Origin of the sequence: Francisella orientalis FNO12, assembly GCF_001042525.2 — a bacterium.
Classification (GTDB): Bacteria; Pseudomonadota; Gammaproteobacteria; order Francisellales; family Francisellaceae; genus Francisella; species Francisella orientalis.
In genome coordinates, this window is sequence record NZ_CP011921.2 from 1,837,505 (window position 1) to 1,862,215 (window position 24,711).

Here is a 24,711-nt window from a genome sequence, read left to right on the forward strand (position 1 = left end):
CTTTAGTACGATACAAAACCTACCTTATGATAGAGATAAAACTACTTATAAAGATTTTCCATTATGTGATGATTGTCTTGCTAGCTATACAACCTCATTAGATAAACATTACCATGCTCAAACCGTTGCATGTTCTAAATGTGGCCTCAACTATCACACTCTTTTGCAGAGATATCACAAGCTATCAAGGCTGGTAAAATTATCGCAATTAAAAGTCAAAATGGCTTCAAGCTAGTTGTTGATGCTACAAATACTCAAGCAGTCGAAGAACTGCGTAGAAGAAAGCTTCGCCCTAATAAACCATTTGCGCTAATGGCTCTAAATACTCAAAGTATACAAGAACATTTCGCAGAAGTTACTAGACAGCAAGATGAGTTATTAAATACTACTATTAGACTTATCGTTTTACTTAAAAGACATTCTAGTAGTAATATTAGCTCATCTATTGCACCTAATATAAATCAGCTTGGTTTTATGCTACCAACAACAGGGACTGATTATATACTATTTCATCATCGACTAGACCAACCTACTGGCTCTAGTTGGCTAAATGAGGCTTATGATTTAGCATTGATAGTTACTAGTGCAAATATCTCTGGTGAAAGCATCATTGCTAATAATGATGAAGCTCACGAAAAGCTCAAAGATATTGCTGATCTTATAGTTACAGATAATCGTGATATTGCTATAAAAAGTGATGATAGTGTCTTTCTTACTGTGATAGATAAAAATCTACCTATTAGAAGATCTCGAGGCCTTGTACCACAATCAATACAGTTATCTGAAAGCTTACCAAATATATTAGCAACAGGATCATTTTTAAAGAATACTTTTCATTTTATCAAAGACAGTCAAGCCTTTGTATCACAACATATTGGTGATATGGATAGCCAAGCTAATATAGAGCTTTTTGAGCAGTCTTTAGAGCATTTCCAAAAGATGTTTGGACTTAAGTTTAATGGTATTGCTTGTGATTTACATCCTGATATTTATACTACTCATTTTGCACAAAAATTTAATCTCCCAATTTATCAGATTCAGCATCATCAAGCCCACCTAGCAGCTGTAATTGCTGAGCATAATTTGCAAGGTCAAGCTATAGGCGTAGTACTAGATGGTTTTAGTTTATGTGAAGATGGTTTAGCTAGAGACGGTGAACTTTATCATTGTGATATTGATGGTTTAGAATTTAATAGAATTGGTGAGTTAGATCCTATCGAATATATAGGTGGTGACAAAGTTGCCAAAGAGCCTTGGCATATGGCTTTGGCAGTATGTCATAAATACAGCCTTGAAATACCTAATTATCTCAAAGAATTTCCACAAGCTGAAAATCTAATCAAACTTTTACAAAATGACTCTTTACCAAAAGGTAAAACTACAAGTATGGGCAGACTATTTGATGCTGTTTCTAGCTTATTAAATATTTGTCATATCAACACTTAGGAGGCTCAAGCAGCTATAGAATTAGAGTCTTTAGCTGATACTCCAAGCATTCAATATGACACCAAATCGGTATCATTTAAAACTAATTTAAATTTAAAAAAACTACTAAAAGTATAATAAAATGCGATAATATAAGTGTTGCTAGTAACTTATGGCACGACACTTTGGCTTATGCCCTAGCTCAGTGGATTAGTAAGTCAGCCCAACCTCGAAATATTAAGAATATAATACTAAGTAGAGGTTGTTTCCAAAATAAGCTACTACTAACAGAGACTTACCGTCAACTTAAAGAAATGGATTTCAGTATTTATATATCAGAGAAAGTTCCTCTAAATGATGGTGGTGTAAGCCTTGGACAAGCTTGGCTCGGTGCCAAAAAATATAAAAAAGGTGAGTAAAATGTGCTTAGCAATACCCGCAGAAATTGTAGAAATCAAAGAAGATAATCAAGCAATTGTTAATGTTGGCGGTGTAAAAAAAATATCTCTATAGCTCTATTAAGAGATGAAGTTCTTATCGGTGATTTTGTCATAATCCATGTAGGTTTTGCTCTTAGCAAACTAGACAAAGAAATGGCTCATCAGACTTTAGAGGATCTAAAAAGTATAATATAAAAGGGGTAATGTTATGAATTACATACAAGAGTTTAGGGCCCCGAAAATTGCAAAATCTCTTTTACAACAAATCGCTAAAAAAGTTGACCCTAATAGACAATACAATTTGATGGAATTTTGTGGTGGGCATACACATGCTTTACACCGTTATGGCATTCCTAGTCTTTTGCTTAACAATGTCAAAATGATACACGGACCAGGTTGTCCTGTATGTGTACTACCGATCAAAAGAGTCGATCAAGCAATATTTTTAGCATCACAAAAAGATGTAATCTTTTGTAGTTACGTAGATATGCTTCGTGTACCAGGATCACATCAAGACAGTCTAATCAAAGCTAAAGCACTCGGTGCTGATGTACGGATGATCTACTCAGCAGAAGATGCTCTAAAACTTGCTGAAGAAAATCCTAATAAAAAGATTATATTCTTCGCTATCGGGTTTGAGACAACTACTCCCCCAACTGCTGTGGCTATACAACTAGCTATTGCTAATAAATTAAATAATTTTCTAATACTTTGTAACCATGTACTTACACCAGTAGCTATGTAAGCAATCTTATCTGAGGATGTTAAGATTGATGGCTTTTTAGGTCCATCTCATGTCAGTGTAATTATCGGTAGTAATGCTTATGATAAAGTAACCAAAGAATATAAAAAAACCAATGGTTGTAGCAGGTTTTGAGCCTTTGGATGTACTACAATCTATACTTATGCTTATCAAGATGATTAACGCTGACAAAATAGGCGTAGAAAATCAATATACAAGGGCTGTAGTTCCAAATCGTAAATGGAGATGCTAAGGTTGTCGAGAAAGGTAAAGGAGATGGCATTTTTATCAATACAACTGGTGTTGGAGTTATCCGTGATGATTTTGTAACTAGAGATGATCTTGAAGATGGTGATGAGATTATCATCAATGGCACTCTTGGAGATCATGGTGTAGCTGTAATGTCACAACGAGCTGGTCTAGATTTTGAATGTCAAATAGTGAGTGATACAACATCTCTAGATGGTTTGATACAGTCAATTTATGACAATAAATGTCAAATAAAAACTATGCGTGATCCTACTCGTGGAGGAGCTGGTGCAACCCTAAATAAATGGGCTAATCAATACAATGTTGCTATTGAGATAGATGAAGCAAATCTTCCGGTATCGACTGAAGTTCAATCAGCATGTGAGCTTTTAGTTTTAGATCCATTATATATCGCCAATGAAGGCAAATTTTTAATCGCTTGTAAGCCTAGTCAGACTCAAAAGGTTTTAGACTGCTTAAGGGATCATCCATTAGGAGAAAATGCCCAAGTGATAGCAACCGTAATAAAAAGTGAGCAATCTCAAGTCTTTATGAAAACCACATTTGGTGGCAAAAGACGTGTAGATTGGTTAAGTGGTGAGTAATTACCAAGAATATGTTAAGGAGAGTAATATGAGTCAGTTTTATTTCTTAAAACATGATGATCTAGATAGAATGTTTTCTTACTTCTCAGGGCAAGGCTATGAAGTTATGGCGCCAGCAGTTAGAGATAAAACTATTGTTTATGACAATATAAACAATGCAAGTGAGCTTCCATGGGGTTATGTAGATATACAAGAGCCTGCAAAACATGAAGTCCTCAAAACAGATGTAAAAAAAGCTTTTGGCTGGAGTGTACCAGTTCAGTCTGTTAAGCCGATGCTTTTTGAAGAGAAAAAAACACTCTGGAAAGTCTCTCGTGATGAGAGTGGCAAACTAACATTCAATCAAAGCTTAAATAATAAAAAATATACTGTACGAGGTGTTAGACCTTGTGATCTAAGAGCCATTGAAATTCAAGATAGAGTATTTGTTGAAAATGCTTATCCAGCTGTTAAAAAACTATTAGAAATAAAAGGAGTATAGTTATGTCAGCTCAAGATAAATTAAAAAATTTAGCTCCTAGACCAAAAATTGCCATGCATAAGTTCAGCTCATGTGATGGTTGCCAACCAACTCTAATCAATGATGCTGTATCATTACTTACATTAGCTGAAATGGTTGATATTGTTCACTTTGCAGAAGCTGGTCATCTAGATGGGTTTGCTGAGGTTGATATTGCATTTATCGAAGGTAGTGTAAACACTCATCATGATATTCCTCGTTTGAAGAAAATTAGAGAAAAAGCAAAGTATGTAGTGGCTATCGGTGCTTGTGCCGTGGCTAGTGGTATTCAAGCTCTAAGAAACTATACAAATGCTGCCGAGCTCCTAGAGTGGCAAAAAGCTGTATATCCGCAAGATACAGATGTAATTATCAAAGAAGATTTATCTACAGCAAAAGCTATCAAAGAGTATGTAAATGTTGATTTTGAAATCTCTGGTTGTCCTATAACTACGGAGCAAATACTCAAAGCTATCCGCCAGTTACTATTTGGTGTAGAGCCTGAGAAAGTTGTTGATCCAGTTTGTACAAGCTGTAAACATGCTGGTGTTACTTGTGTAATGGTGGTAAAAGATGAGCCATGCTTGGGTCCTGTAACAGCAGATGGTTGCGGTGCAATCTGTCCAAAACTTGGACGTGGTTGTTATGGTTGTTTTGGTGCATCAAAATATGTCAATCTAGGTGCAATGACAACTAGATTAAAAGAACTTGGTTTATCAGACAAACAAATCCAAGATAAATATAGATTTATCAGTAGCCAAGATGAAGTATTTAAAAAGGCTGGAGTATAGTTATGAGTAGAGAAACAGTTATTGAAGTGCCTATTTTAGCTCGTGTTGAAGACGAAGGTGCTTTAGATTTAAGAATTAAAGATAGCAAAATAGATAAGTGTGAGCTAAGAATCTATGAGCCTCCACGTTATTTTGAAAAATTCCTCGAAGGTAGGGAACCAAATGCAATTATCGATGCAGTAGCGCGTATCTGTGGTATCTGCCCTCTTGCATATCAAGCAGACTTCTCAAGAGCTTATGAGACTACATTTGGTATCACAAGAACTCAGTGAATATATGATATGCGTCTATTGATGTTTTTGGGTGAATGGATTGAGTCACATTATCTACATGTACATTTATTAGCGGCACCTGACTTTTTAGGTTATAGATCAGCTATCGAGATGGTAAAAGATTATCCTAAAGAGGTTGTGCGTGGTGTTAAACTACAACATTTAGGTAATGATATACTTAAACTATAAATACGGAAAGGAATTAGCCAAAAAGGCAAAATAATAGTAAAGGTAAAAATGAAACAAAAAACTCTAATTCTTGGTATAGGTTCTCCTTTTGCCGATGATCAGTTTGGTTGGTTTGTAGCCGATAAACTAGCTGGGATTGTAAAAGAAAAAAATATCCAAAATATCACTATAGAAAGTGCTGATAGACCTGGTTTAAATTTACTAACATTTCTAGATAGTGGATATGACAAAATTATCCTTATAGATGCTGTATATGCAAAAGTTACACCAGGCACAGAGTTTTATTTCAAAGCAAAAGACATTCTTAGTTTTGGAGGATTTTTTTATCATCTCATAGTGTTGGTGTTGCGCCATCTTTAGCATTAGCTGATGCTATAGGAATGGATATTAGTAATGTCGAGTTCTATGGAGTAGAGGGTCAAAGAATCTTTGAAAAAGATGTAATACTTTCTGATATTGTAAATGATGCTATAGAATCAATGTCTAAAAAAATTATAAATAATCTAAATCTATAGATTTTATTTCTATTTATGTGAGTTACCATCTATCAGATCTGCAGGTAATTTGACAGTCATATAAATCGCTCCACCTAATGCAAAGCCTATTGCTGCAAATGGAGCTACAAAGATATTAACTATATCACTATCTCCAGAATGATGCTCACCATTATATAAGATAGCTTGAGACTTTGAAGCTCCTTCAAACAAACCAACAAAAGAACCTATTGGAGCTGTTGCCAATAAAGCCACATCAGTAATTGGAGTCACTATATAGTCATTTAAAAAACCTTTACTTTCAACTTTTGGAGTATTAGAAGGAGCATTTATCGGATCATTACTACTATCCGTATCAGCAAAACTATAGTTTAGTAGAAAGATAAAAAAGCATATACAAAATACTATTTTTTTTATCATAAACCTCTCCAGCGAAGCTATTTATTAAAGATTAACAATCAAAATTTTACTTTAATATTATTTAGATAAATAGTGAAATAGAAAAAATTAATCAACAGAAATTCGCTTATATTTGATCTTAGTAATAGCATCATACTTATCACCAAGTCGACGTTTTTTGTCTTCAATATAAGCATCGTAGTTACCTTCAAACCAAACTACTTCGCTGTTACCTTCAAAAGCAAGCATGTGTGTAGCAATACGGTTTAGGAACCATCTATCATGCGAGATAACCATAATACAACCAGGGAATGCTAATATAGCTTCCTCAAGCGCTATTAACGTCTCGACATCAAGATCGTTTGTAGGTTCATCAAGTAGGATAACATTCCCACCACTTCTAAGTAGCTTAGCAAGATGGACACGATTTCTCTCACCACCTGATAGCTGAGAAATATACTTCTGCTGATCTGCACCTTTGAAGTTAAACCTACCTACATATTGGCGAGATGGAATAGTAAATTTACCAACTGTAATTACATCTAAACCCTCTGCAATTTCTTCCCAAACAGTTTTGTTATCATCTAGAGCATCACGTGATTGATCTACATAAGCTAGATTTACAGTTTCACCAATCTTGATTTCACCAAAGTCTGGCGTTTCTTTACCTGTTAGCATCTTAAAGAATGTCGATTTACCTGCTCCGTTAGCACCGATGATACCAACAATCGAACCTGGATATACATTCATCTCAAGACCCTCTACAAGAAGCTTGTCATCAAATGATTTAACAAGATCTTTGACATTAATTACATTGTTACCTAGTCTTTCTCCAGGTGGGATATATAGCTCTTGTGTTTCATTACGCTTTTGGAACTCTTGAGAGCTTAACTCGTCAAATTTAGCTAATCTTGCTTTTGATTTAGCTTGACGACCTTTAGCATTTTGACGCACCCACTCAAGCTCTTCTTTAAGAGCTTTTTGATGTGAAGACTCTCGTCTTTCTTCCATCTCTAGACGCTTTTGTTTTTGCTCAAGCCATTGAGAATAGTTACCTTTAAATGGTATACCTTCACCTCTATCAAGCTCAAGAATCCACTCAGCAACATTATCCAAGAAATATCTATCATGCGTAATAGCTACAACTGTACCTTTGTACTCTGCCAAGAACTTCTCTAACCATGCTACAGACTCGGCATCTAAATGGTTAGTAGGCTCATCTAGAAGTAGGATATCAGGAGCAGATAATAGAAGTTTACATAAAGCAACACGACGAGCTTCGCCACCTGATAACTTAGTAACATCAGCATCCCACGGTGGCAAACGTAGCGCTTCTGCGGCAACTTCTAGCTTACGATCAATTTCCCAAGCTCCAGCAGCATCGATAGCATTTTGCAAGTTACCCTGCTCTTCTAGAAGTTTAGCCATTTCATCATCTGACATTGGCTCACAAAACTTCATACTAATTTCATCAAATCTAGTAAGCATCTCTTGTAAGTGTGATAATGCCTCTTCAACATTACCTCTTACATCTTTTGTTTCATCTAACTTTGGTTCTTGTGGTAGATAACCAATTTTGACACCTTTACGTGGAGCTGCTTCACCAATAATCTCAGTATCAAGACCAGCCATAATTCTAAGTAGTGTTGATTTACCAGAACCATTAAGACCTAATACACCAATCTTTGCGCCATCAAAGAATGATAGTGAAATATCTTTAAGGATATATTTGTTAGGTGGCACAACTTTGCCGACCCTATGCATTGAGTATATATATTTTTCAGCCATGCAAATTATTTTTGAAAATTTCAGATAAACAGATTATAGCAGATGATTAAAATAGTTTCTTTTATAAAGCAAAAATGTCTTATTTTTTTGTTTTTTACAAAACCATATTCACTATAATTTAGTTATTTTCATGATATTATCTTACGAACAATTCGACCTAATTATTGCATATTAGGTTCCTTTTTTTAAACTTTGAAATTAGAGATAACAAAATGAAAGACTTATAGCTAAAAACTATTTTTCTTTGTTCTTTAGGCATGGTTCTAGAATATTTTGATTTTATAATCTATCTAAGCTTTTCTGAAGTGACTGGAGCTCATTTACTTCATAGTTTTAACTCCCAAATTATCATACTTTTAATATTTGCTTTAGGTTTTGTTACAAGACCTATTGGTGGTATTATCTTTGGACAAATTGGTGATAGAGTTGGACGCAAAAAAGTATTGGTAGCTGCTGTACTTTTGATGACAATTGGCACATTAGGTATTGGTCTTATACCTGATGCTTCAGTCATAGGAATATATGCTGGTTTACTATTACTTACTTTTCGTATTATGCAAGGGCTTTCTGCTGGTGGAGAGGTCAATAGTGCATTTACATATCTAAACGAAACTATCATTACTAACAAAATATATCCTATTGCAGCGATAATGATCTCGGCAGCTATAGGTGTAATGCTTGCTAAGCTACTAACAATAATACTTAATTTTATTTTCCCTGAAAACTATGCTTGGAGAATTGCTTTTATACTTGGTTCTACGCTAGGAATTGTTACTTTTTATATAAGAAAAGAGCTGCTTGAGAGTCCTCTTTTTACCCAATTATCACAAACTAATCAACTGACAAAAAACCCAATTATTGATTTATTTAAACATTACAAAATGCCGTTATTAGGCTGTTTTTTGATGACTGCTAATTGTTATGTCTTGTATTACACTGTTCTACTATGCTTTACTAAGCTATTTAACAAATCTATCTAGTTATAGCTCTAAAAGTATGCTCAAGATTAGTATTATAGGTTTACTTATGATGTGTATATTTGGCTTACTATCAGCATTACTAATAAAGAAAGATAGCATTCCAAAATTGGATAATTGGTTCCTACTTTTCTCATCAATATTATCTATCTGGTTATGCTATGCCTTTATTCATGGTTCACACTATCTAGTTGCGTATTTTGTCTATAGTATTTTTTTTTTAGTGCTTATATTATGATTTCCCAATATAGATGTATTAATGCTCTACCTGTCAAAGTAAGACTAGTTGGTATGGGAATTGGTTATGGCTTAGGTTCTGCTGTTTTCGTTGGATTTATGCCTCTTATAACACAGACTCTTATTATAGAGTACCACTCACTTTATGTACCCGCTTTTATTGCTATTATTACAGCAGTATTATCTTTAGTAGGTTCTCTTATTATAAATAAAAATAGCTAAATTTTTATATTCTTCTTTATTTTTCATAACCAATATATTCAATAGAATTATTAGCGACTTCAAACTTAAATACTACTAATCTAAAAAGAAACATACCCTCTGTGATATTATCTTCTTTTACTCTTCTAATAATCTCTTCTTCTAGAGATTCATTTGTATATCTACATAAATCAAAGATACTTGTAAAATCAGTATATAATTTTTCAAAGTTTACAGTTTTCATAGCTACTTAACTTGGTAATATTTGTATAATTTTAAATATACATTATGAAGAATACTATCTCTATAAAAATCCTCAAAGTTAATTTGTCAAACTTATGTATGGTAATATTAATCATATAGTTACTGTGTAATATTGGGAGAGGATATTATAGCTCGTATAGTAATAATTGGTGCTGGTATTGGTCGAATACCAATGGCATATGAACTAAAAGAAGCGATTGATAATGATCATGAGATCATATTAATATCTAAAGGAGATAAATTTAATTTTGTTCCTTCAAACCCTTGGGTAATGGTAAATTGGCGTTCTAGAGAAGACGTTGAATTTACTATTAGCAATTATATAAAAAAAGCAGGCATAAATTTTGTATCTGATGGAGTAAAAAAACTCTATCCTGATGAAAATAAATTAGTACTTTTTAACGACAAAGAAATAACTTATGATTACCTGATAATAGCAACAGGTCCAAAATTAGCCTTTGATGAGATTGAAGGTATGGGACCAGATTTATATAGTCATTCTGTATGTACTGTTGATCATGCAACCAAAGCAGCATCTGACAGGGATAAAGTACTCAAAAACCTCGGTCCTGTAGTTGTAGGTGCAGCACAAGGAGCATCTTGCTTTGGGCCTGCTTATGAAACAGCTCTAATAATGGATACTGATCTAAGAAAGCATAATATTCGTGAACAAACCCCTATTACTTTTATTACTTCTGAACCATACCTCGGACATCTTGGATTAGCAGGAGTTGGAGATTCACCAAAGCTTCTCGAAGAAGAATTCAAAAAACAAAATATTAATTGGGTTTGTAATGCTAAAATCACAAAAATAGATGCTGAGAATATCTATGTTGATGAATATGACAATAATGGAAGCATAAAACAGCAACATATTATCAGAAGTATTTTTAATATGATTCTTCCCTCATTTAAAGGATTTGATGCTTTTGCTAATATCGAAGGACTAGTTAATCCTAGAGGCTTTATTATCGTTGATAAACATCAAGCTAATCCTAAATATCCAAATATTTATTCATTAGGTGTTTGTGTTGCTATCCCTCCTGTTGAGAAGACTATAATACCTACAGGTTATATGATAGAATCAATGGTTACAGCAATAGCTAGTAATCTAAAAGCTGTTTTAAATGGAGAAGAGCAACATACTCAGGCTACTCTAAATGCTTTATGTTTTGCCGATTTTGGTGATGGTGGAGTTGCTTTTGCTGCAATCCCTCAATTTAAACCTCGTGAACATGACTGGTATTATGAAGGTAAACTAGTTCACTATGCTAAAGTAGCTTTTGAGAAATACTATAATATAAAGTTAAGCATGGTGTTAGTGAACCATTTTTTGAAAAAATAATGATTCGTATGCTAGGGATATCAAAAGTAAAAGATGATGAAATATCCTAACAATAAGTTTTCTAATCCTCTAGGTAGCTCTATACGTAAAGGAAGAGGTAAGGATAAGGATCTTCTAAAATTTATTTTTTCTTCTATGTTTAAGAAGCATAAAGAAAGTTTTCCTAAAGATCATGTCCTAGAAAAGCAACAGGCTTTAGAGCAATTAAATAAAGCTAATAACTATAGTATTACTTGGTTGGGGCATGCTGCTTTTTTGATTAAGCTTAATGGCTATTCTATTGTTACAGATCCTTTTTTGAGCAAAACTGCTAGACCTGGATTTTTAGGACCCAAAAGGGAAATATATTCTCCACTAGATTTAACAGATCTTCCAAGGATTGATATGATTATTATTAGTCATAATCGTTATGATCATTTAGACTCAAAAGTTATAAAGAACTTTCCAAATAAAGAAAATGTCAAAGTAGTAGTGCCTCTTGGGCTTAGTAATTTCTTTATTAAAAGAGGTTTTAAAAATATAACCGAAATGGGCTGGTGGCAAGAGATTAATGTAGATGAGATTACTATAGGCTGTTTACCATGTGTTCATTTTTCTGGTCGAGGATTATTTGACAGAAACAAAACTCTATGGGCTAGCTTCTCAATCAAAAATAAAAACAAGAAAGTATGGTTCTCAGGCGATACTGCTTATGGCGAAATATTTAAAGAAATTGGTAAAAAAGAAGATTTTTTTGATATCGCTTTGATAGGCATAGGAGCATACGAGCCTCGTGATTTTATGTGTTCTGTACATGCTACTCCGGAAGAGGCGATTCAAATAGCAAAAGATATAAAAGCGACCAAAACTATAGGCATGCACTGGGGAACTATCAGACTTACACCAGAGCCTTTTTTTGAGCCGCCTAAAAGATTCAAACAGGCAGCTATAGATCAAAAATATGGCGATGATAATGCTTTGATTTTAAAAATTGGTGAGACTATAAAGATATAGTTTTATTTTTAGATATTTCTCGCAAAAACAATAAGAGTTAATCCTAAAATATACGTTATAAACATCAATACTATTAGCTTATTTGTGCCTTTTGGTGCTTTGGCAAATTCTTTCCAAATAAATACACCCCAGAATGCCGCTATCATTGTTGCACCTTGACCCAAACCATACGAGATAGAAGGTCCAGCAATACCAGAAGCTATAAAGTTAAGACAAGATCCAATCCCCCAAATGACTCCTCCTAATATCCCAATAGTATGCAACCATGGCGTACCTTGAGAGAAATAGTCTTTAAACTTAAGTTTTTTACCAGAAATAGGAAATTTAATCATCCAACCATTGATTACAAAGTTAGATACAAAAATCCCTACAGTAAATATAAAACTTGCTGTATATGGTGTCATTAAGTCAGCTTGAGGTGTTACAAAATCATTTGTGATCGATTTAATAACTAAAGGGTAGAAAAAGCCCATTAAGATACCTGAAATAATCGAAACTATAAATCCTTTAAGCATATTTTTGTTTTTATTATCAGAAATACGCTTATATATGACAGCATCAATAATAATTGCTGCAAGTACGCTCAAAACTCCTAAAAACAAGACTACAGGCTGACCTAAAGGTGTTGCTATATAGTTTGTAATCACACCTATGACAAGAGCCAAACCAATAGCTAAAGGAAAAGCTACAGACATTCCTGCAATATCAATAGCAGCTACAAGTAGTATATTAGCTAAGTTAAAAACCACACCACCCATAAAAGCATAAATAAAACTCTCGGATGAAGCTTGAGAAATATCACTAAAGAATGATCTACCTTCTGTACCAAAACTTCCCATTGTTATAGCTAAGACAAAAGATACTATCAAAATCCCTAAAGCATAATCCCAATAATACTGTTGAAAAGGCCATTCTTTTGTCGAGAGCTTTTGTGTATTTGCCCAAGAACCCCAACATAGCATCGTAATTATGCAAAAAAATACTGCAACCCCGTACGAGTGTAATACAACTATTTTAAATCTCCATATATTATATTTTTTGTTCTAAATAAGTATTTAATTTCTCTAAAGTAGGTGCAGAATCTTCAGCTCCCTCTACAGTTACTGCTAGAGCTGCTGCTGTATTTGCTATCTTGATTGATTGCTCTATAGATAGTCCTTTGTCTAGACAAAATACCAAAACACCATTAAAAGTATCTCCTGCAGCAGTAGTGTCTACCACATCTACTTTTTTAGTAGCAAATAATTCTTGTTCTTGGCCATGATTTTTTGATAATAGAGCGCCTTGCTCACCCAAAGTTATTATAACAATAGCTACACCCTTATTATGTAGCTCTTTTGCTGCCTGCTTAGCTGTATTTACATCTTTAACCTCTATACCTGACAAAATAGATACCTCAGTCTCATTTGGTGTTAAAATATCTACCTTTTTGAGTAATTCTTGAGGTAGCTCTCTAGCTGGGGCAGGGTTTAGTATAAAAGTTTGTTTATCAGTGATTTTGTCTACTAAATACTCAATAGTTTCCAAAGGAGTTTCTAGTTGAGTTAGTATGATATTAGCTTGTTGGATTTTTTGATTATGTTTGTCCAAAATTTGCTGATCTAACTTGGCATTAACACCCATTACTACATTAATAATATTTTGACCCTGACTATCAACACAAATAAAAGCCAAGCCTGTATTACTAGCTTCATCTTGATTGATAGTTGAGCTATCTAGACCTTCTTTTTTTATAAAACTCTAAAAGTCTATCCCCAAAACTATCTTTACCAAGATTTGTAATAAAAGTTACATTTTCGCCAAGTCTTCTTGCAGCTACAGCTTGATTAGCTCCTTTACCACCACAAAACTCTTTATAATTCTGGCTTATTATCGTTTGACCTTTTTGCGCAAGGTGATCAACTTTTACAACTAAATCTCTATTAGCACTTCCTACAACAACTACTGACATATTTATTCTTTATTTTGAATATTAATAAGTCTATTATAAGTATTTGTAAGGTATAGCACTATAAAAACAAATCAAATTAAAAAATAATGAAAACACTAACCATAAAACTAAATCAAAAATATAAATCTTTTCCTATCGGATTTGTTACAAACATAGACAATAATGGAATTGTTGTGATATCTGGGGTTAATGGTTCTGGAAAATCACAATTAATGAATATCATTAATGGTAGGCGTATTATTAATAACGAATCTCACGATATATCTCGAGAAATCACTATTGATACACATACAATTAAAAGTGATGAAATAGAATATAGAAGTTTTAAAAATAGCATTAAGATACTTCCATAATAAAGAAATATTTAAACAGATAGAAGAGGGATTTTTCTATAAATATGGTTCTCAAGAAGATGTTAATAATCAAATCTGTGATACAAATGTTTGTGCTGATATGGGTGATACCCGATTAAATCAGTGTCTATCAAATGAAATAACGTATCGAATAGCCAATCCTCTAAAAAGAAGCCAAATTATGATTGGTATTTTCGACTCTGATAACGAAAATATTAAGCTAGTAAGTAAAGAGAATTATAATGTTTATTCATTTAAAATAGATCCTGCAAACATCTCTACTGAACTATTGTTTAGTGATGATGAAATTAAAACAGTTCTTGATGGTAAAAGACTATTTATTGGAAGTGAGTTTGATAGTACTTCAAAGTATCACCTTATCGAAAATTTTCATATTGGTGGTAAAGCTCATACAAAGGCAAGTAATAGAATTATTATTGATAAGGATATTTATAAAGGAAATAATATTGCTTGTATTTCTAAAGAATGTTTTGCTCAAGCTATTTATAATGGACAAATTCAAATATCTGATGCTAGTTGGGAAAACTTTAGACATATTTTTGAAAAAATATCTGAGATTATAGATTCAAATCAAGTTGCTGGATCTGAAAATGGAAAGTAATAATAAATTCTATACTCCCAAACTCTTACTAACAATCTCAAAAACATTTTTACTAGGGTTTGAAGCTTTGATTTTTTCAAGTTCTTGTTTCATCAAAGCTTGTCTAGCACTATCATAACCTGTAACTTGATGGTTAGTCTTATCAAGTTCTAACACTGTATCAGACATAAATGCATATCCTAAATCATCTTTGCAATGATATTGTGATAAATTATCACCAAAACTGCTAATTAACGAATAAACTTTGTTAGGGTTTTTAGGGTTATATGCAGGATGATTAACTAAGCCTTTAACTATATCTAAAGTTGACTTATGAGAGATTTGAGATTGAGATAGTAGCCATTTATTTACAACTAAATCTTCATGTTTCCAACGATTATAAAACTCATTAATAACATTATCACGAATTTGTTTATCATTAGATTTTAGCAACGCTGAAAATGCAGTTTGCTGATCTGTCATATTATCAGCACTATCAAATAACTGTTGTGCTAACTCTATACCTTGGCTTTGATCACTAGCATTCATTAGATAGCTCAAACACACAGCTTTTAGTTTTCTTTTAGCAATTTGCTCAGCTGATAGGCTATATGGCTTATTATCATTACACTCTTAATATGCTGCCAGCCAATCATCTTTTAGCTTATCTGCTAGCTGATTCTTCACTTTTTTGCGAGAGTTGACAATATCATCAACCATAATTGTCGGCATTGCCTCAGCAATTGTAGACTCAGTTGGTATCATTAGAGCATCACTAATTAAGGCTTTATCTAAATTTTTATCATGTAAGATTGATTTAGAAGCATTTAAAAACTCTATATTTATATCTACATCTGCATTATTCAAGATCATTTTAGTAGCTAATTGCTGTAAAGAGTCCCAACGATTAAAAGCATTATTATCATACTTAACGATATGTAATAACTCTGTTTCAACACGTTCATGCTCAACCTTCACAGGTGCCGAAAAATCTCTAAATAAAGAAGCTACTGGTTTTGCAGTGATATTTTTAAAAGTATAAGTCTGTTTTTGCTCTGTTAGCTCAATAACTTGTTCAGTAATATTTTTACCCTCTGGGGTGATAAGCCCCATACTAACTGGTATATGAAGAGTTTGCTTTTCTTTTTGATCTGCTGTTGGCAGAGTAGTTTGCTCTAGTATTAGACTATAAATTTGATTTTCTGCATCGTAGTTTTCTGTAACTTTAATGCTTGGTGTACCTGATTGAGCATACCATCTTATAAATAAGCTAAAATCACGATTATTTGCGTCTGCCATAGCATTTACAAAATCATCACAAGTAACAGCTTGACCATCATATCTTTCAAAATATAGCCTCATACCTTTTTGGAAGCCTTCCTCGCCTAGTAAGGTATGAATCATATCAGGCACCGCCACAATCATAAAAGTATCTAAGTCATATTCTAAGCCAAATCTATCTTCATCCCATTTCATTGGGTCTTTGACAGCTTACATTGCATAGTGACATTTATCTATATCTTGCTTAAAAGCATATATTTCTAAACTAACTTTACGTTGTGATTTTGTGATATATGTATTTTTAATACTTGCTAAATCTCCAGCTACCAGAGCAAATAAATAGCAAGGCTTCTTAAATGGATCTTTCCATACTGCAAAGTTCTGAGTATCTGAAATATCCCCAGACTCAATCTTATCTCCATTTAATAATATTACTGGATATTTTTGTTTGTCTGCTATTATTTTAACTGTAAAAGAAGACATCACATCTGGTCTATCTAGATAATAAGTAATTTTTCTAAATCCAGTTGTCTCACATTGGGTGCAAAACACCTCTCCAGATTTGTATAAACCTTCCAAAGAAGTATTAGCCTCAGGATTAATTTCTACCACTGTTTCTAATACAAATTTTTCTGGGGCATCATCTATAATTAATTGGTTTTCATTAATTATAAAATCAGTATTTGATAGCTTTTTATTATCTATTTTCATAGATAATAGTTTTAGATTACCGCCATCTAAAACCAGTGTGTTATTTTCTCGATTCGCTGGATTAGCTACTATATATAAATTAGCTGTCACTCTAGTTTTTGACTCATCAAGTTCAAATTTTAGATGTGCTTTATTTATAAGATAATTACTTGGTTTATAATTCTTTAAGTATTTAGATCTATAGAAAGATCTCTTAGATTACGATTATTAATACCTATAACTTTTGCCTTGAGTTTGATAGCTCTTTAAAGTTCTTCTTCATTACTAACTTCAGTTAAGATACCCATACCTAGACAATTAGCTACTTTTGCTAGTTTCTTATACTCATTATCATCTAATACCGAAAGCATCAGTAACACCGCATCTGCTTGATAATGTCTAGCTAAATATATTTGATATTCATCTATAATAAAATCTTTACAAAGCATAGGTTGAGTCACTTGCTTTCTAACAATCTCTAGATTTGCAAAACTACCCATAAAAAACTCTTCATCTGTAAGTACAGATATCATATTTGCGTAATTTTTATACACTACTGCTATTTCATTTAGATCAAACTTTTTACGGATAACTCCTTTAGAATGAGATCCTTTTTTGCACTCTAGAATAAATACTGCTTTGTCTGACTCCAAAGCCTGATAAAAATCTCTATCTGTTTTGATAACTTCTTTTTTGAATACATCTAGTGGAGATAACTTTTTTTGCAAAAAGCCAATTTCTTTTTGCTTCAACTATATTAGCTAATATAGTTTCCATAATACTTATTATTTATATGATTTTATGAAGTATTCTAAACGAAAAAAGAATAAAAGTTGAATTTTTCTGTACTTTGTTGATTTGAATATTATTTATTTTAGATATTCGACATTAACTTCAGCATAATCTTCAATAGGATTATATCTATCAAAATCTGCTTTATAAACTCTCTTTTTAGAGTTATCTGCCCAAATTTGTTGCCATTTATCAATGATAGCATCAGGTAGCTCCCCTTCAACACGATATGTTCGATGGTTAAGCTCAATTTGCACAGAATTTAACCCTGCTGGTACCTCAAAAGACTCTGCCACCTCATAACCTATCAAAAGAGTGTATGGAGCGGTATGATCGCATTCATAGTCATAATAAACAGATATTATATCTTGAGATATATTTTGACCATTAAGATATTCTAATACTTCACTATTAAAGAAAAACTCCCAAGCTTCTTCAAGCAAATCTACTCTATCATTAGAAACTTTAGATGCTACACCTACTACTTTCATTTTACTATCTTGTTAAACATTCTGCATAGCTAGATGGTATATCAAAAGGTGCTACATTACTATATTTCCAATCTATATTTTGCCAAACTTTATTCACTGTTACATCACGACCACATCTTGTACGATAATAGCAATATCTTTTAGGGTTTTTATGATGATAATCTTGATGATAACTTTCTGCTTTATAAAAATGTGTAGATGGTAAAATTTGAGTATATACAGGTTGGTTATGTTTTTTAAATTCTGCTTTTAATTTTTTAGTAACATCTTCAGCAACCTGTTTTTGTTTATCATCACTATAATATATAGCTGATTGATATTGTTCGCCTTTATCACAAAACTGTCCTTTAGAATCTGTAGGATCTATACGGCGATAAAAATACTCTACAAGCTCTTGATAGCTAGTTTTAGTAGGATCATATATCACTTCAACTGATTCTTTATAGTTTGTAATACCTGCAGATACTGTTTTGTAGGTAGGATCTTTTTGCAAACCACCATCATAACCAGAAATAACCTTTATAATACCATCATGACTTAAATCTTGATATTTTTGCATATATTCAAAATCTGACTCTAAACACCAAAAGCAACCACCTGCAAATACAGCTTTTTGATATTTACTTTCTGAATCATTAGCTGCAAATACAAAGCTACTTGCAAATAATAAACTACTTAAAATTATGATTTTTCTTTTTTTCATTTGTATGACTACCTAAATGCTTATAAGTTTTAAATTATCATACATTGAAAAATAAGACAATTTTTTAACCAAAAGATATTACATTTTGAAGAGTTTAATAACACTTACCTGATTTTATAAGTTCTAGTATTTCTTGAGTATTTTGTTTTAGATTATCTTTACCATAAAGCTTCATAAGCATATCGACATTTACAGCTACAGCAGCATTATGAGCTTCTTTGCCTTTACCTTGAAGTATTTGTTTTATAATTTCTCTATTTTGTTCTGGTAAACCACCTTCAATATCTTTGATTACATAAGATATCTATACCAAAGTCTACAAGAGAAACTTTGTATTCGATTATCTGACTATTTTGTATTTCAGCAACATAAGTATTATCATGTATTGCTACTTCATCTAAGCCACTGCCGTATACCACTACGGCTCTGTCTATCCCAAGATTAATTATAGTTTTGCCATTGGCAAAATTAAATCTTTTGAATAAACTCCTATCATAACCTTATTCGGTCTAGCTGGGTTTATCAAAAGTCCTAAAATATTAAAAATAGTTCTAGTTTTTAAGATAGTTCTAGCCTCTTTTATATACCTAAAATCTTCACTATAAAATGGCGCAAATAAAAACCCAAGATTATACAATTCTAAACATTCTTTTGTTTGCTCTGGTGATAACTCTATATTTACACCAAAAGATTCTAAAAGATCAAAAGAACTTGATTTACTTAATACGCTGCGACCACCATGTTTAGCAACTTTATAACCGGCTGCCGCTACAATAATAGCAGCTGTTGTAGAAATATTAATAGTATTAAACCCATCTCCTCCAGTACCAACTATTCCAGCTAAATCTCCATTTATTTTTGGGAACTCTTTTGTATTATTAAGTAGAGCTTCTACGGCAGCTGCTATTTCTGTCGAAGTTTCTTGTTTTAGTTTAAGAACTATTAAGATACTAGTTTATAAAGGTAACTCTATTTGACCTTTTATAAAGTAATCAAAAAGCTGATAACTTTCTTTATAATTAAGATCCTCTAAATTAAATAATTTTTCTGCAATATCTCTTAAACTAATTGTTGCTGTACCTATCTAACTATATTATCTAAGAGTTTAGAACCATATATAGTCATTATTGACTCGGGATGAAATTGTAAACCACAGACCTTATTTTTATCATCTACTACAGCCACTACCAAGTCATTAACTTCCGCTACAGTTTCGAGGCCAGTTGGTACTTTTATAGCTACTAAAGAATGATACCTAGCCACACTCAATGGCGATTCCAAACCCTCAAAAATATAATGCTTTATAAATTTAACTTTAGCAGTTTTACCATGAACAATTTCATTAGCATGAGATATTATACCTCCATAAGCTTCAACTATAGCTTGATGACCTAAACATATCCCTATAATTAGTACCTTACCTTTAATAACTGATATAAGATCAACTATGCATCCTGCACTTGCAGGATTACCAGGACCTGGAGATATCACAACTATAGGATTATCAGTTGAATTAATTTTATCCAAAAGAACTTCTAGATATAAATTATTCCTGAATACTTCGACATTATTTCCTAGAACTCTAAATTCATCTACTAAGTTATAAGAAAATGAATCAAAATTATCTATAAATATAATATTAGCCATTTACTACACTCCATGTACATTTTTGATAGCTGATATTACAGCTTGTGCTTTTGTTCTAGTTTCATCAGCTTCTGCTATAGATATAGAATCCTGTACTACACCTTCACCTGCTTGAACCTCTGCTACTTCATCTTCAACATAAGCAGAACATATAACTATACAACTATCTAAATCACCATACTCATTAAAGTAACCAATAGCTCCGCCATATCTGCCTCTAGTCTATTTTTCAACTGCTGATATTAACTGCATTGCTTTTATCTTTGGTGCACCTGTTAATGTACCCATATTCATAGAAGCTTGATAGGCATACAAAGCATCCAAATCATTAGCAAGTTGACCTACTACTCTAGAGACAAAATGCATAACATGACTATATCTATCAACCTTTAAAAGATGAGCAACATAGCGAGTACCAGTTTTTGATATACTTGCAATATCATTACGTGCTAAATCTACTAACATTATGTGTTCGGCATTTTCTTTAGCATCTAATCTAAGCTCTAGCTCAATCCTACTATCTAAATATGCATTAATACTACCATCTGGATTTTTTGCTCTTCTACGTGTGCCTGCTATAGGATATATCTCTACTTAATTCGTAGATTTTTGATATTTTAAGGCACTTTCTGGCGATGCTCCAAAAATAATAAAATCTTCATATTGCATATAAAACATATATGGACTAGGATTTGTACGCTTAAGCTCTTTATAAACTTCCAAAGAATTTTGACATGGCAAAAAGAAACTTCTTGAAGGTACAACTTGTAATATATCACCATCTATAATATGTGATTTTAGTTTACCTACTACACAAAAAAAATCTCTATCACTTATTGATTCTTTAGGTTCTAAATTTCTAAATTTTTCAACTTTTAACTCTATATCATTATTTATATTTTGCTCAATTACAGCAACACTATCCTCTAGATCTTATATTGTTTGATGTCCAAAGCTATTAACTTGTATAAACGTATTTTTTTTCTTGATGGTCACTTACAAGTATTGTATCAGCTAGATAAAATACATAATATGGACATTTATTCTTACTCTTTACTTGACCTATTTCTTCAAAACTACCAACTACATCATAAGCAAATAAACCAGCCAAAAAAATACAGAATTCATTATATATTTCAAAACTATCTTTTATAATTATTAAAGCATCAAAAACTGACTGTTTTTTAATTTTTGATGTTCATTGAGTTGATAATCTTTTATTGATTTAAATGTTAATATTAATTGTTTATTATCATATATATACTCAATATCATCTTTGATATTTTTTTGTATCTCTTTTAGGGCATATTCACCATTTTTAGATAATGGTTTCATAAAAACTTTGTTTCCAATACAAGCTATACGCAAAGCACTATTTAGTACCAAAATACTTTTGAGTTTATCTTTTGTATCTATTTCTGCTGATTCTAACAATATAGTATTTTTTGTTAGTACATAAATTAGCAAAACATCTATTTAAATCTTCTTGATAATCTAAATTATAGATATGCGAAGCTAAAAATTTTTCTGGCTCTTTTACTGAAATTTAATCACCTTTTTTATTATCAGAGAATATTTCTTTTACTCTTTTAGAGCATTAGAACACCTTGTAACTGTACAAATACTTATACCTATTTCTTTAGATATTTCTCTTTGTGATTTAGTTTTTTATCAGCTCTTTGGTTAATAATATCCTTTTATTAATTGTTCTTTTTCTTCTTTAGTTAACAAAAAATCACAAATAATATTTAATGTATTTATGTAATGGTGCATCATTACATAAAATATAACAACTTATCTTCTTCTATACATAAAAACATCAAATACTAAAAATCGTTGAGTATATCTAAATAACTTTTAGACACATAGATTTAAAAACAACTGATTTAATATCAAGTCATTCTCACGAAGATATGAATCTCTACAATATTTAAGAGATCCCTATATCAAGCAGAAGGATGGCTACTTTCTTTTATGGTACATACTGATTATATAAACTGTCTTATCTATTCATTTATTTTAAAAGAAAAATTAAAAAATTAAGGTCTAGATCAATATATCAGAAGTAAAAAGGGGAAAACTGAGTTTTAAGAACTAGACCTTAATGAGAATATGGCGGAATGGACGGGACTCGAACCCGCGACCCCCTGCGTGACAGGCAGGTATTCTAACCAACTGAACTACCACTCCGTTATGGTGCCGACTGCCGGAATCGAACTGGCGACCTACTGATTACAAGTCAGTTGCTCTACCTATTGAGCTAAGTCGGCGACTATGAGTATGTATTATAGCTCTTTTTATCAAGCTGTCAACAATGTTTTGTAATTTTTTTTAATTTAATGGAATTATGTCATATTGATTGTATATATGGTTACTTTCAGCTTTTAAATATATATTTTTTTCAATTTCTAATTCTAGCTCTGCTAACCATATAGATTCTTCTTTTTCTATATAATCAATGATCTTTTTCGAAGACATAAGTAAGAAATTATTATAATTTGGATAATTTTTTGATTCTGACTTAATCTCTCTAAATATGTCATAACAAATTGTTTGTAGTGTTTTGACACTTCCTTTACCATTACAATGCTCACATGGCTGGCATAAGGTCCTCAATAAACTCTCATGTACCCTTTTACGTGTCATTTCAACCAATCCCAGCTCTGAAATATCACTTATACTAGTCTTGGCCTTATCAAACTCTAATTCCTTCTTTAAAGCCTCTAAAAATTGATTTTTGTGTGATTCATCCATCATATCTATGGAATCTATGATTATTATGCCACCTAAATTTCTCAATCTTAGTTGCCTTGCTATCTCTTTTGTAGCTTCTAGATTTGTCTTAAATATAGTTTCTTCTAGATTTTTTGTTCCTATAAAACCACCTGTGTTTATATCAATAGTTATCATTGCTTCAGTTTGCTCAATAACCAAATAACCACCTGATTTGAGATATACTGTTTTATCCAAAGCTTTATTTATTTCGACATCAATATCATATTCTTCAAAAATATTATGTTTTTGATAAAGCTCTATCTTATCTCTTAAATCAGGAATATATTTATCAGCAAATTGGCAAATTTCTTTATATGAATCAATATCATCAACGTGAATTTTATCAGGATTGTCATTAGCAAAAATATTAATTGTTTTTATTATCAAACTAAAATCTTCATAAACAACTCCATGTTTGATTATAGTGCTAGAAATATCCAAAATATCTTGCCATAAATTATTCAAAAACTTGATATCATTTTCTAACTCTTCATAACTAGCACCCTCTGCAGCAGTCCTTAAAATATATCCGCGAGGATTTTCACTTTGAGTAATTTTTTTAATTGAATCTAATAATCTTTGTTTTTCTTCTTCTTTGTTTATTTTAAGAGATATACCAATATGATCTAGATCAGGTAAAAAAACTAAAAAACGAGATGATACAGATAAGTGTGAAGTTAATTTTACACCTTTATTACCAATACTTTCTTTGACTACTTGAACTAGTACTTCTTGACCTTCACGTAACCATTTATTGATATCTTCAGTATTTAGTTTATTCAATTTAAAATTTTCATCAGATTCATCGTCATCCCTTTCTAAAGGTATAACCTCCGATAAATGTAAAAACCCAGCTTTTTCTAGTCCTATATCTACAAATGCTGCTTGCATACCAGGAAGTACTCTTATTATTTTACCTTTATAAATATTTCCGACTATTCTTTTTTGGTTATCTCTTTCAATTAGAATTTCTTTGAGTATATTATTTTCTTTTATAGCAATTCTTTGTTCATATTTATTTATATTTAAAAATATTTCAGTATTTAACGACATTAGAAAAAGTATTTTTATCTTATTAACATCTATTATAAAGAAAAAATATTTTTTTTATATTTTTGATTATTTTTATTTTACTTATTTATATATAACTTTATTTCTTTTTTTTTATATTATTATTTATTATGTGGGTATTTTCTTGTTGATAACTCTCTAAAAGCTATATATATCAAGAATTAAAGAGGTTTGTAATAAATGTATAAGTATGTAAAAAAGATGATTAATTAATATGAATAAAAATGTGGATAAACAATTATCAAATTTATCAACAAAAATATCAACATATTTGTGAATAAGTTATTTAACAACATTCTTATCAAAAAATAAACAAATTAATTAACATAATTATCCACAGGCTTGATTAATTATGTTTGCTTATTTTTTTTTATTGCAATAAAATCTTACGCATTCAATTAATTTACTATACCTTCTATTGGTTATCCTTTTAAATTAAAGGTTAT

24 protein-coding genes, 2 tRNA genes and 9 pseudogenes are annotated in these 24,711 nt (G+C 31.7%); 18 read left to right on the plus strand and 17 right to left on the minus strand.

Annotated features, from left to right (window positions below; translation table 11 throughout):
• Nucleotides 1–10: 10 nt before the first annotated feature.
• The 13 genes and pseudogenes from FNO12_RS11390 to FNO12_RS11420 all read left to right on the plus strand — a co-directional run bounded on the left by FNO12_RS11390 (nucleotide 11) and on the right by FNO12_RS11420 (nucleotide 5,727).
• A complete protein-coding gene (locus FNO12_RS11390; RefSeq protein WP_231138690.1) occupies nucleotides 11–235 on the plus strand; it encodes a hypothetical protein in 225 nt (74 codons plus the stop codon).
• A complete protein-coding gene (locus FNO12_RS11395; RefSeq protein ID WP_233418145.1) occupies nucleotides 139–1,446 on the plus strand; it encodes a Sua5/YciO/YrdC/YwlC family protein in 1,308 nt (435 codons plus the stop codon). The genes FNO12_RS11390 and FNO12_RS11395 overlap by 97 nt, the downstream gene beginning before the upstream one ends.
• Nucleotides 1,447–1,577: 131 nt before the next feature.
• Nucleotides 1,578–1,844, plus strand: a complete 267-nt coding sequence (locus FNO12_RS11400) for a Kae1-like domain-containing protein (RefSeq protein ID WP_371806950.1) — start codon at nucleotides 1,578–1,580, stop codon at nucleotides 1,842–1,844.
• A 1-nt stretch (nucleotide 1,845) separates the two neighbouring features.
• Nucleotides 1,846–2,060 (plus strand): annotated as a pseudogene (locus FNO12_RS09360) (HypC/HybG/HupF family hydrogenase formation chaperone).
• 13 nt (nucleotides 2,061–2,073) lie between these two features.
• Nucleotides 2,074–2,742: pseudogene (gene hypD, locus FNO12_RS09365) on the plus strand (hydrogenase formation protein HypD).
• Nucleotides 2,723–2,860 (plus strand): hypothetical protein, encoded by a 138-nt coding sequence (locus tag FNO12_RS11405; RefSeq protein WP_250637395.1) that lies wholly within the window; start codon nucleotides 2,723–2,725, stop codon nucleotides 2,858–2,860. Before hypD ends, FNO12_RS11405 begins: the two are co-directional and overlap by 20 nt.
• 148 nt (nucleotides 2,861–3,008) lie before the next feature.
• The gene (locus FNO12_RS09370) at nucleotides 3,009–3,461 is read left to right on the plus strand and encodes an AIR synthase-related protein (protein ID WP_014715680.1); all 453 of its coding nucleotides are present in this window, start codon (nucleotides 3,009–3,011) and stop codon (nucleotides 3,459–3,461) included.
• A gap of 28 nt (nucleotides 3,462–3,489) precedes the next feature.
• A complete protein-coding gene (locus FNO12_RS09375; RefSeq protein ID WP_014715681.1) occupies nucleotides 3,490–3,942 on the plus strand; it encodes a hypothetical protein in 453 nt (150 codons plus the stop codon).
• Nucleotides 3,943–3,944: 2 nt separating this feature from the next.
• Nucleotides 3,945–4,751 (plus strand): NADH-quinone oxidoreductase subunit B family protein, encoded by an 807-nt coding sequence (locus FNO12_RS09380; RefSeq protein WP_014715682.1) that lies wholly within the window; start codon nucleotides 3,945–3,947, stop codon nucleotides 4,749–4,751.
• A 2-nt stretch (nucleotides 4,752–4,753) separates the two neighbouring features.
• A complete protein-coding gene (locus tag FNO12_RS11410) occupies nucleotides 4,754–5,023 on the plus strand; it encodes a hypothetical protein (protein ID WP_030003280.1) in 270 nt (89 codons plus the stop codon).
• 9 nt (nucleotides 5,024–5,032) lie between these two features.
• Nucleotides 5,033–5,212, plus strand: coding sequence for a hypothetical protein (locus FNO12_RS11415; protein WP_030003281.1), 180 nt, complete (start codon nucleotides 5,033–5,035; stop codon nucleotides 5,210–5,212).
• A 48-nt stretch (nucleotides 5,213–5,260) separates the two neighbouring features.
• Complete coding sequence (locus FNO12_RS09390; RefSeq protein WP_231138647.1) at nucleotides 5,261–5,572, plus strand: hydrogenase maturation protease; 312 nt, start codon at nucleotides 5,261–5,263, stop codon at nucleotides 5,570–5,572.
• A gap of 20 nt (nucleotides 5,573–5,592) precedes the next feature.
• Nucleotides 5,593–5,727: a hypothetical protein gene (locus FNO12_RS11420; protein WP_257280304.1), complete on the plus strand. Its 135-nt coding sequence runs from the start codon at nucleotides 5,593–5,595 to the stop codon at nucleotides 5,725–5,727.
• 9 nt (nucleotides 5,728–5,736) lie between these two features.
• Here the strand turns inward: FNO12_RS11420 and FNO12_RS09395 are convergent, their stop codons facing one another.
• On the minus strand, nucleotides 5,737–6,126 hold the full coding sequence (locus FNO12_RS09395) for a hypothetical protein (protein WP_014715683.1): 390 nt from the start codon (nucleotides 6,124–6,126) through the stop codon (nucleotides 5,737–5,739).
• A gap of 87 nt (nucleotides 6,127–6,213) precedes the next feature.
• Nucleotides 6,214–7,893 carry an energy-dependent translational throttle protein EttA gene (gene ettA / locus FNO12_RS09400; protein ID WP_014715684.1) on the minus strand — a complete coding sequence of 560 codons (1,680 nt, stop codon included), beginning with the start codon at nucleotides 7,891–7,893 and terminating at the stop codon, nucleotides 6,214–6,216.
• A 257-nt stretch (nucleotides 7,894–8,150) separates the two neighbouring features.
• On the opposite strand from ettA, the pseudogene FNO12_RS09405 reads away from it, so the two are divergent.
• Nucleotides 8,151–9,329, plus strand: a pseudogene (locus FNO12_RS09405) (MFS transporter).
• A gap of 16 nt (nucleotides 9,330–9,345) precedes the next feature.
• Here FNO12_RS09405 and FNO12_RS09410 read toward each other — a convergent pair.
• The gene (locus FNO12_RS09410; protein ID WP_014715688.1) at nucleotides 9,346–9,552 is read right to left on the minus strand and encodes a hypothetical protein; all 207 of its coding nucleotides are present in this window, start codon (nucleotides 9,550–9,552) and stop codon (nucleotides 9,346–9,348) included.
• 147 nt (nucleotides 9,553–9,699) lie between these two features.
• Here FNO12_RS09410 and FNO12_RS09415 point away from each other — a divergent pair.
• Together FNO12_RS09415 and FNO12_RS09420 are read left to right on the plus strand one after the other, a co-directional pair.
• Nucleotides 9,700–10,967: pseudogene (locus FNO12_RS09415) on the plus strand (NAD(P)/FAD-dependent oxidoreductase).
• Entirely contained in the window at nucleotides 10,951–11,910 is a 960-nt protein-coding gene (locus FNO12_RS09420; RefSeq protein WP_014715690.1) for an MBL fold metallo-hydrolase, read from the plus strand. Before FNO12_RS09415 ends, FNO12_RS09420 begins: the two are co-directional and overlap by 17 nt.
• 8 nt (nucleotides 11,911–11,918) lie before the next feature.
• On the opposite strand, the gene FNO12_RS09425 is transcribed toward FNO12_RS09420, so the two are convergent.
• The 3 genes from FNO12_RS09425 to FNO12_RS11425 are packed head-to-tail and all read right to left on the minus strand — an operon-like array spanning nucleotide 11,919 to nucleotide 13,861.
• Nucleotides 11,919–12,923 carry a GRP family sugar transporter gene (locus FNO12_RS09425; RefSeq protein ID WP_041257416.1) on the minus strand — a complete coding sequence of 335 codons (1,005 nt, stop codon included), beginning with the start codon at nucleotides 12,921–12,923 and terminating at the stop codon, nucleotides 11,919–11,921.
• 16 nt (nucleotides 12,924–12,939) lie between these two features.
• Nucleotides 12,940–13,584 carry a ribokinase gene (locus FNO12_RS09430; protein WP_231138648.1) on the minus strand — a complete coding sequence of 215 codons (645 nt, stop codon included), beginning with the start codon at nucleotides 13,582–13,584 and terminating at the stop codon, nucleotides 12,940–12,942.
• Nucleotides 13,585–13,621: 37 nt separating this feature from the next.
• Complete coding sequence (locus FNO12_RS11425) at nucleotides 13,622–13,861, minus strand: PfkB family carbohydrate kinase (protein WP_231138649.1); 240 nt, start codon at nucleotides 13,859–13,861, stop codon at nucleotides 13,622–13,624.
• Nucleotides 13,862–13,947: 86 nt separating this feature from the next.
• Here FNO12_RS11425 and FNO12_RS09435 point away from each other — a divergent pair, with 86 nt between their 5' ends.
• Both FNO12_RS09435 and FNO12_RS09440 read left to right on the plus strand, forming a co-directional pair.
• Nucleotides 13,948–14,214: an ATP-binding cassette domain-containing protein gene (locus FNO12_RS09435; RefSeq protein ID WP_030003283.1), complete on the plus strand. Its 267-nt coding sequence runs from the start codon at nucleotides 13,948–13,950 to the stop codon at nucleotides 14,212–14,214.
• Between the two features lie 181 nt (nucleotides 14,215–14,395).
• Complete coding sequence (locus tag FNO12_RS09440; RefSeq protein ID WP_014715692.1) at nucleotides 14,396–14,836, plus strand: hypothetical protein; 441 nt, start codon at nucleotides 14,396–14,398, stop codon at nucleotides 14,834–14,836.
• A gap of 9 nt (nucleotides 14,837–14,845) precedes the next feature.
• Here FNO12_RS09440 and FNO12_RS09445 read toward each other — a convergent pair.
• From FNO12_RS09445 to FNO12_RS09495, 11 genes and pseudogenes are all read right to left on the minus strand, one after another.
• A pseudogene (locus FNO12_RS09445) lies at nucleotides 14,846–16,945 on the minus strand (DUF3458 domain-containing protein).
• 29 nt (nucleotides 16,946–16,974) lie between these two features.
• A pseudogene (locus FNO12_RS09450) lies at nucleotides 16,975–17,563 on the minus strand (bifunctional indole-3-glycerol-phosphate synthase TrpC/phosphoribosylanthranilate isomerase TrpF); the annotation flags it as partial.
• Between the two features lie 92 nt (nucleotides 17,564–17,655).
• Nucleotides 17,656–18,069, minus strand: coding sequence for a GyrI-like domain-containing protein (locus tag FNO12_RS09455; RefSeq protein WP_014715694.1), 414 nt, complete (start codon nucleotides 18,067–18,069; stop codon nucleotides 17,656–17,658).
• A gap of 4 nt (nucleotides 18,070–18,073) precedes the next feature.
• On the minus strand, nucleotides 18,074–18,772 hold the full coding sequence (msrA, locus tag FNO12_RS09460; protein WP_014715695.1) for a peptide-methionine (S)-S-oxide reductase MsrA: 699 nt from the start codon (nucleotides 18,770–18,772) through the stop codon (nucleotides 18,074–18,076).
• Between the two features lie 94 nt (nucleotides 18,773–18,866).
• Nucleotides 18,867–19,856: pseudogene (gene trpD / locus FNO12_RS09465) on the minus strand (anthranilate phosphoribosyltransferase).
• Nucleotides 19,853–20,419, minus strand: coding sequence for an aminodeoxychorismate/anthranilate synthase component II (locus tag FNO12_RS09470; protein WP_014715696.1), 567 nt, complete (start codon nucleotides 20,417–20,419; stop codon nucleotides 19,853–19,855). Before FNO12_RS09470 ends, trpD begins: the two are co-directional and overlap by 4 nt.
• 3 nt (nucleotides 20,420–20,422) lie before the next feature.
• Nucleotides 20,423–21,965, minus strand: a pseudogene (locus tag FNO12_RS09475) (anthranilate synthase component 1).
• A pseudogene (locus FNO12_RS09480) lies at nucleotides 21,966–22,171 on the minus strand (Trp family transcriptional regulator); the annotation flags it as partial. It lies immediately after the preceding pseudogene.
• A gap of 361 nt (nucleotides 22,172–22,532) precedes the next feature.
• Nucleotides 22,533–22,609, minus strand: a tRNA-Asp gene (locus tag FNO12_RS09485).
• 4 nt (nucleotides 22,610–22,613) lie between these two features.
• A tRNA-Thr gene (locus FNO12_RS09490) sits at nucleotides 22,614–22,689 on the minus strand.
• A gap of 61 nt (nucleotides 22,690–22,750) precedes the next feature.
• On the minus strand, nucleotides 22,751–24,247 hold the full coding sequence (locus tag FNO12_RS09495; protein WP_030003291.1) for an Rne/Rng family ribonuclease: 1,497 nt from the start codon (nucleotides 24,245–24,247) through the stop codon (nucleotides 22,751–22,753).
• Nucleotides 24,248–24,711: the final 464 nt, after the last annotated feature.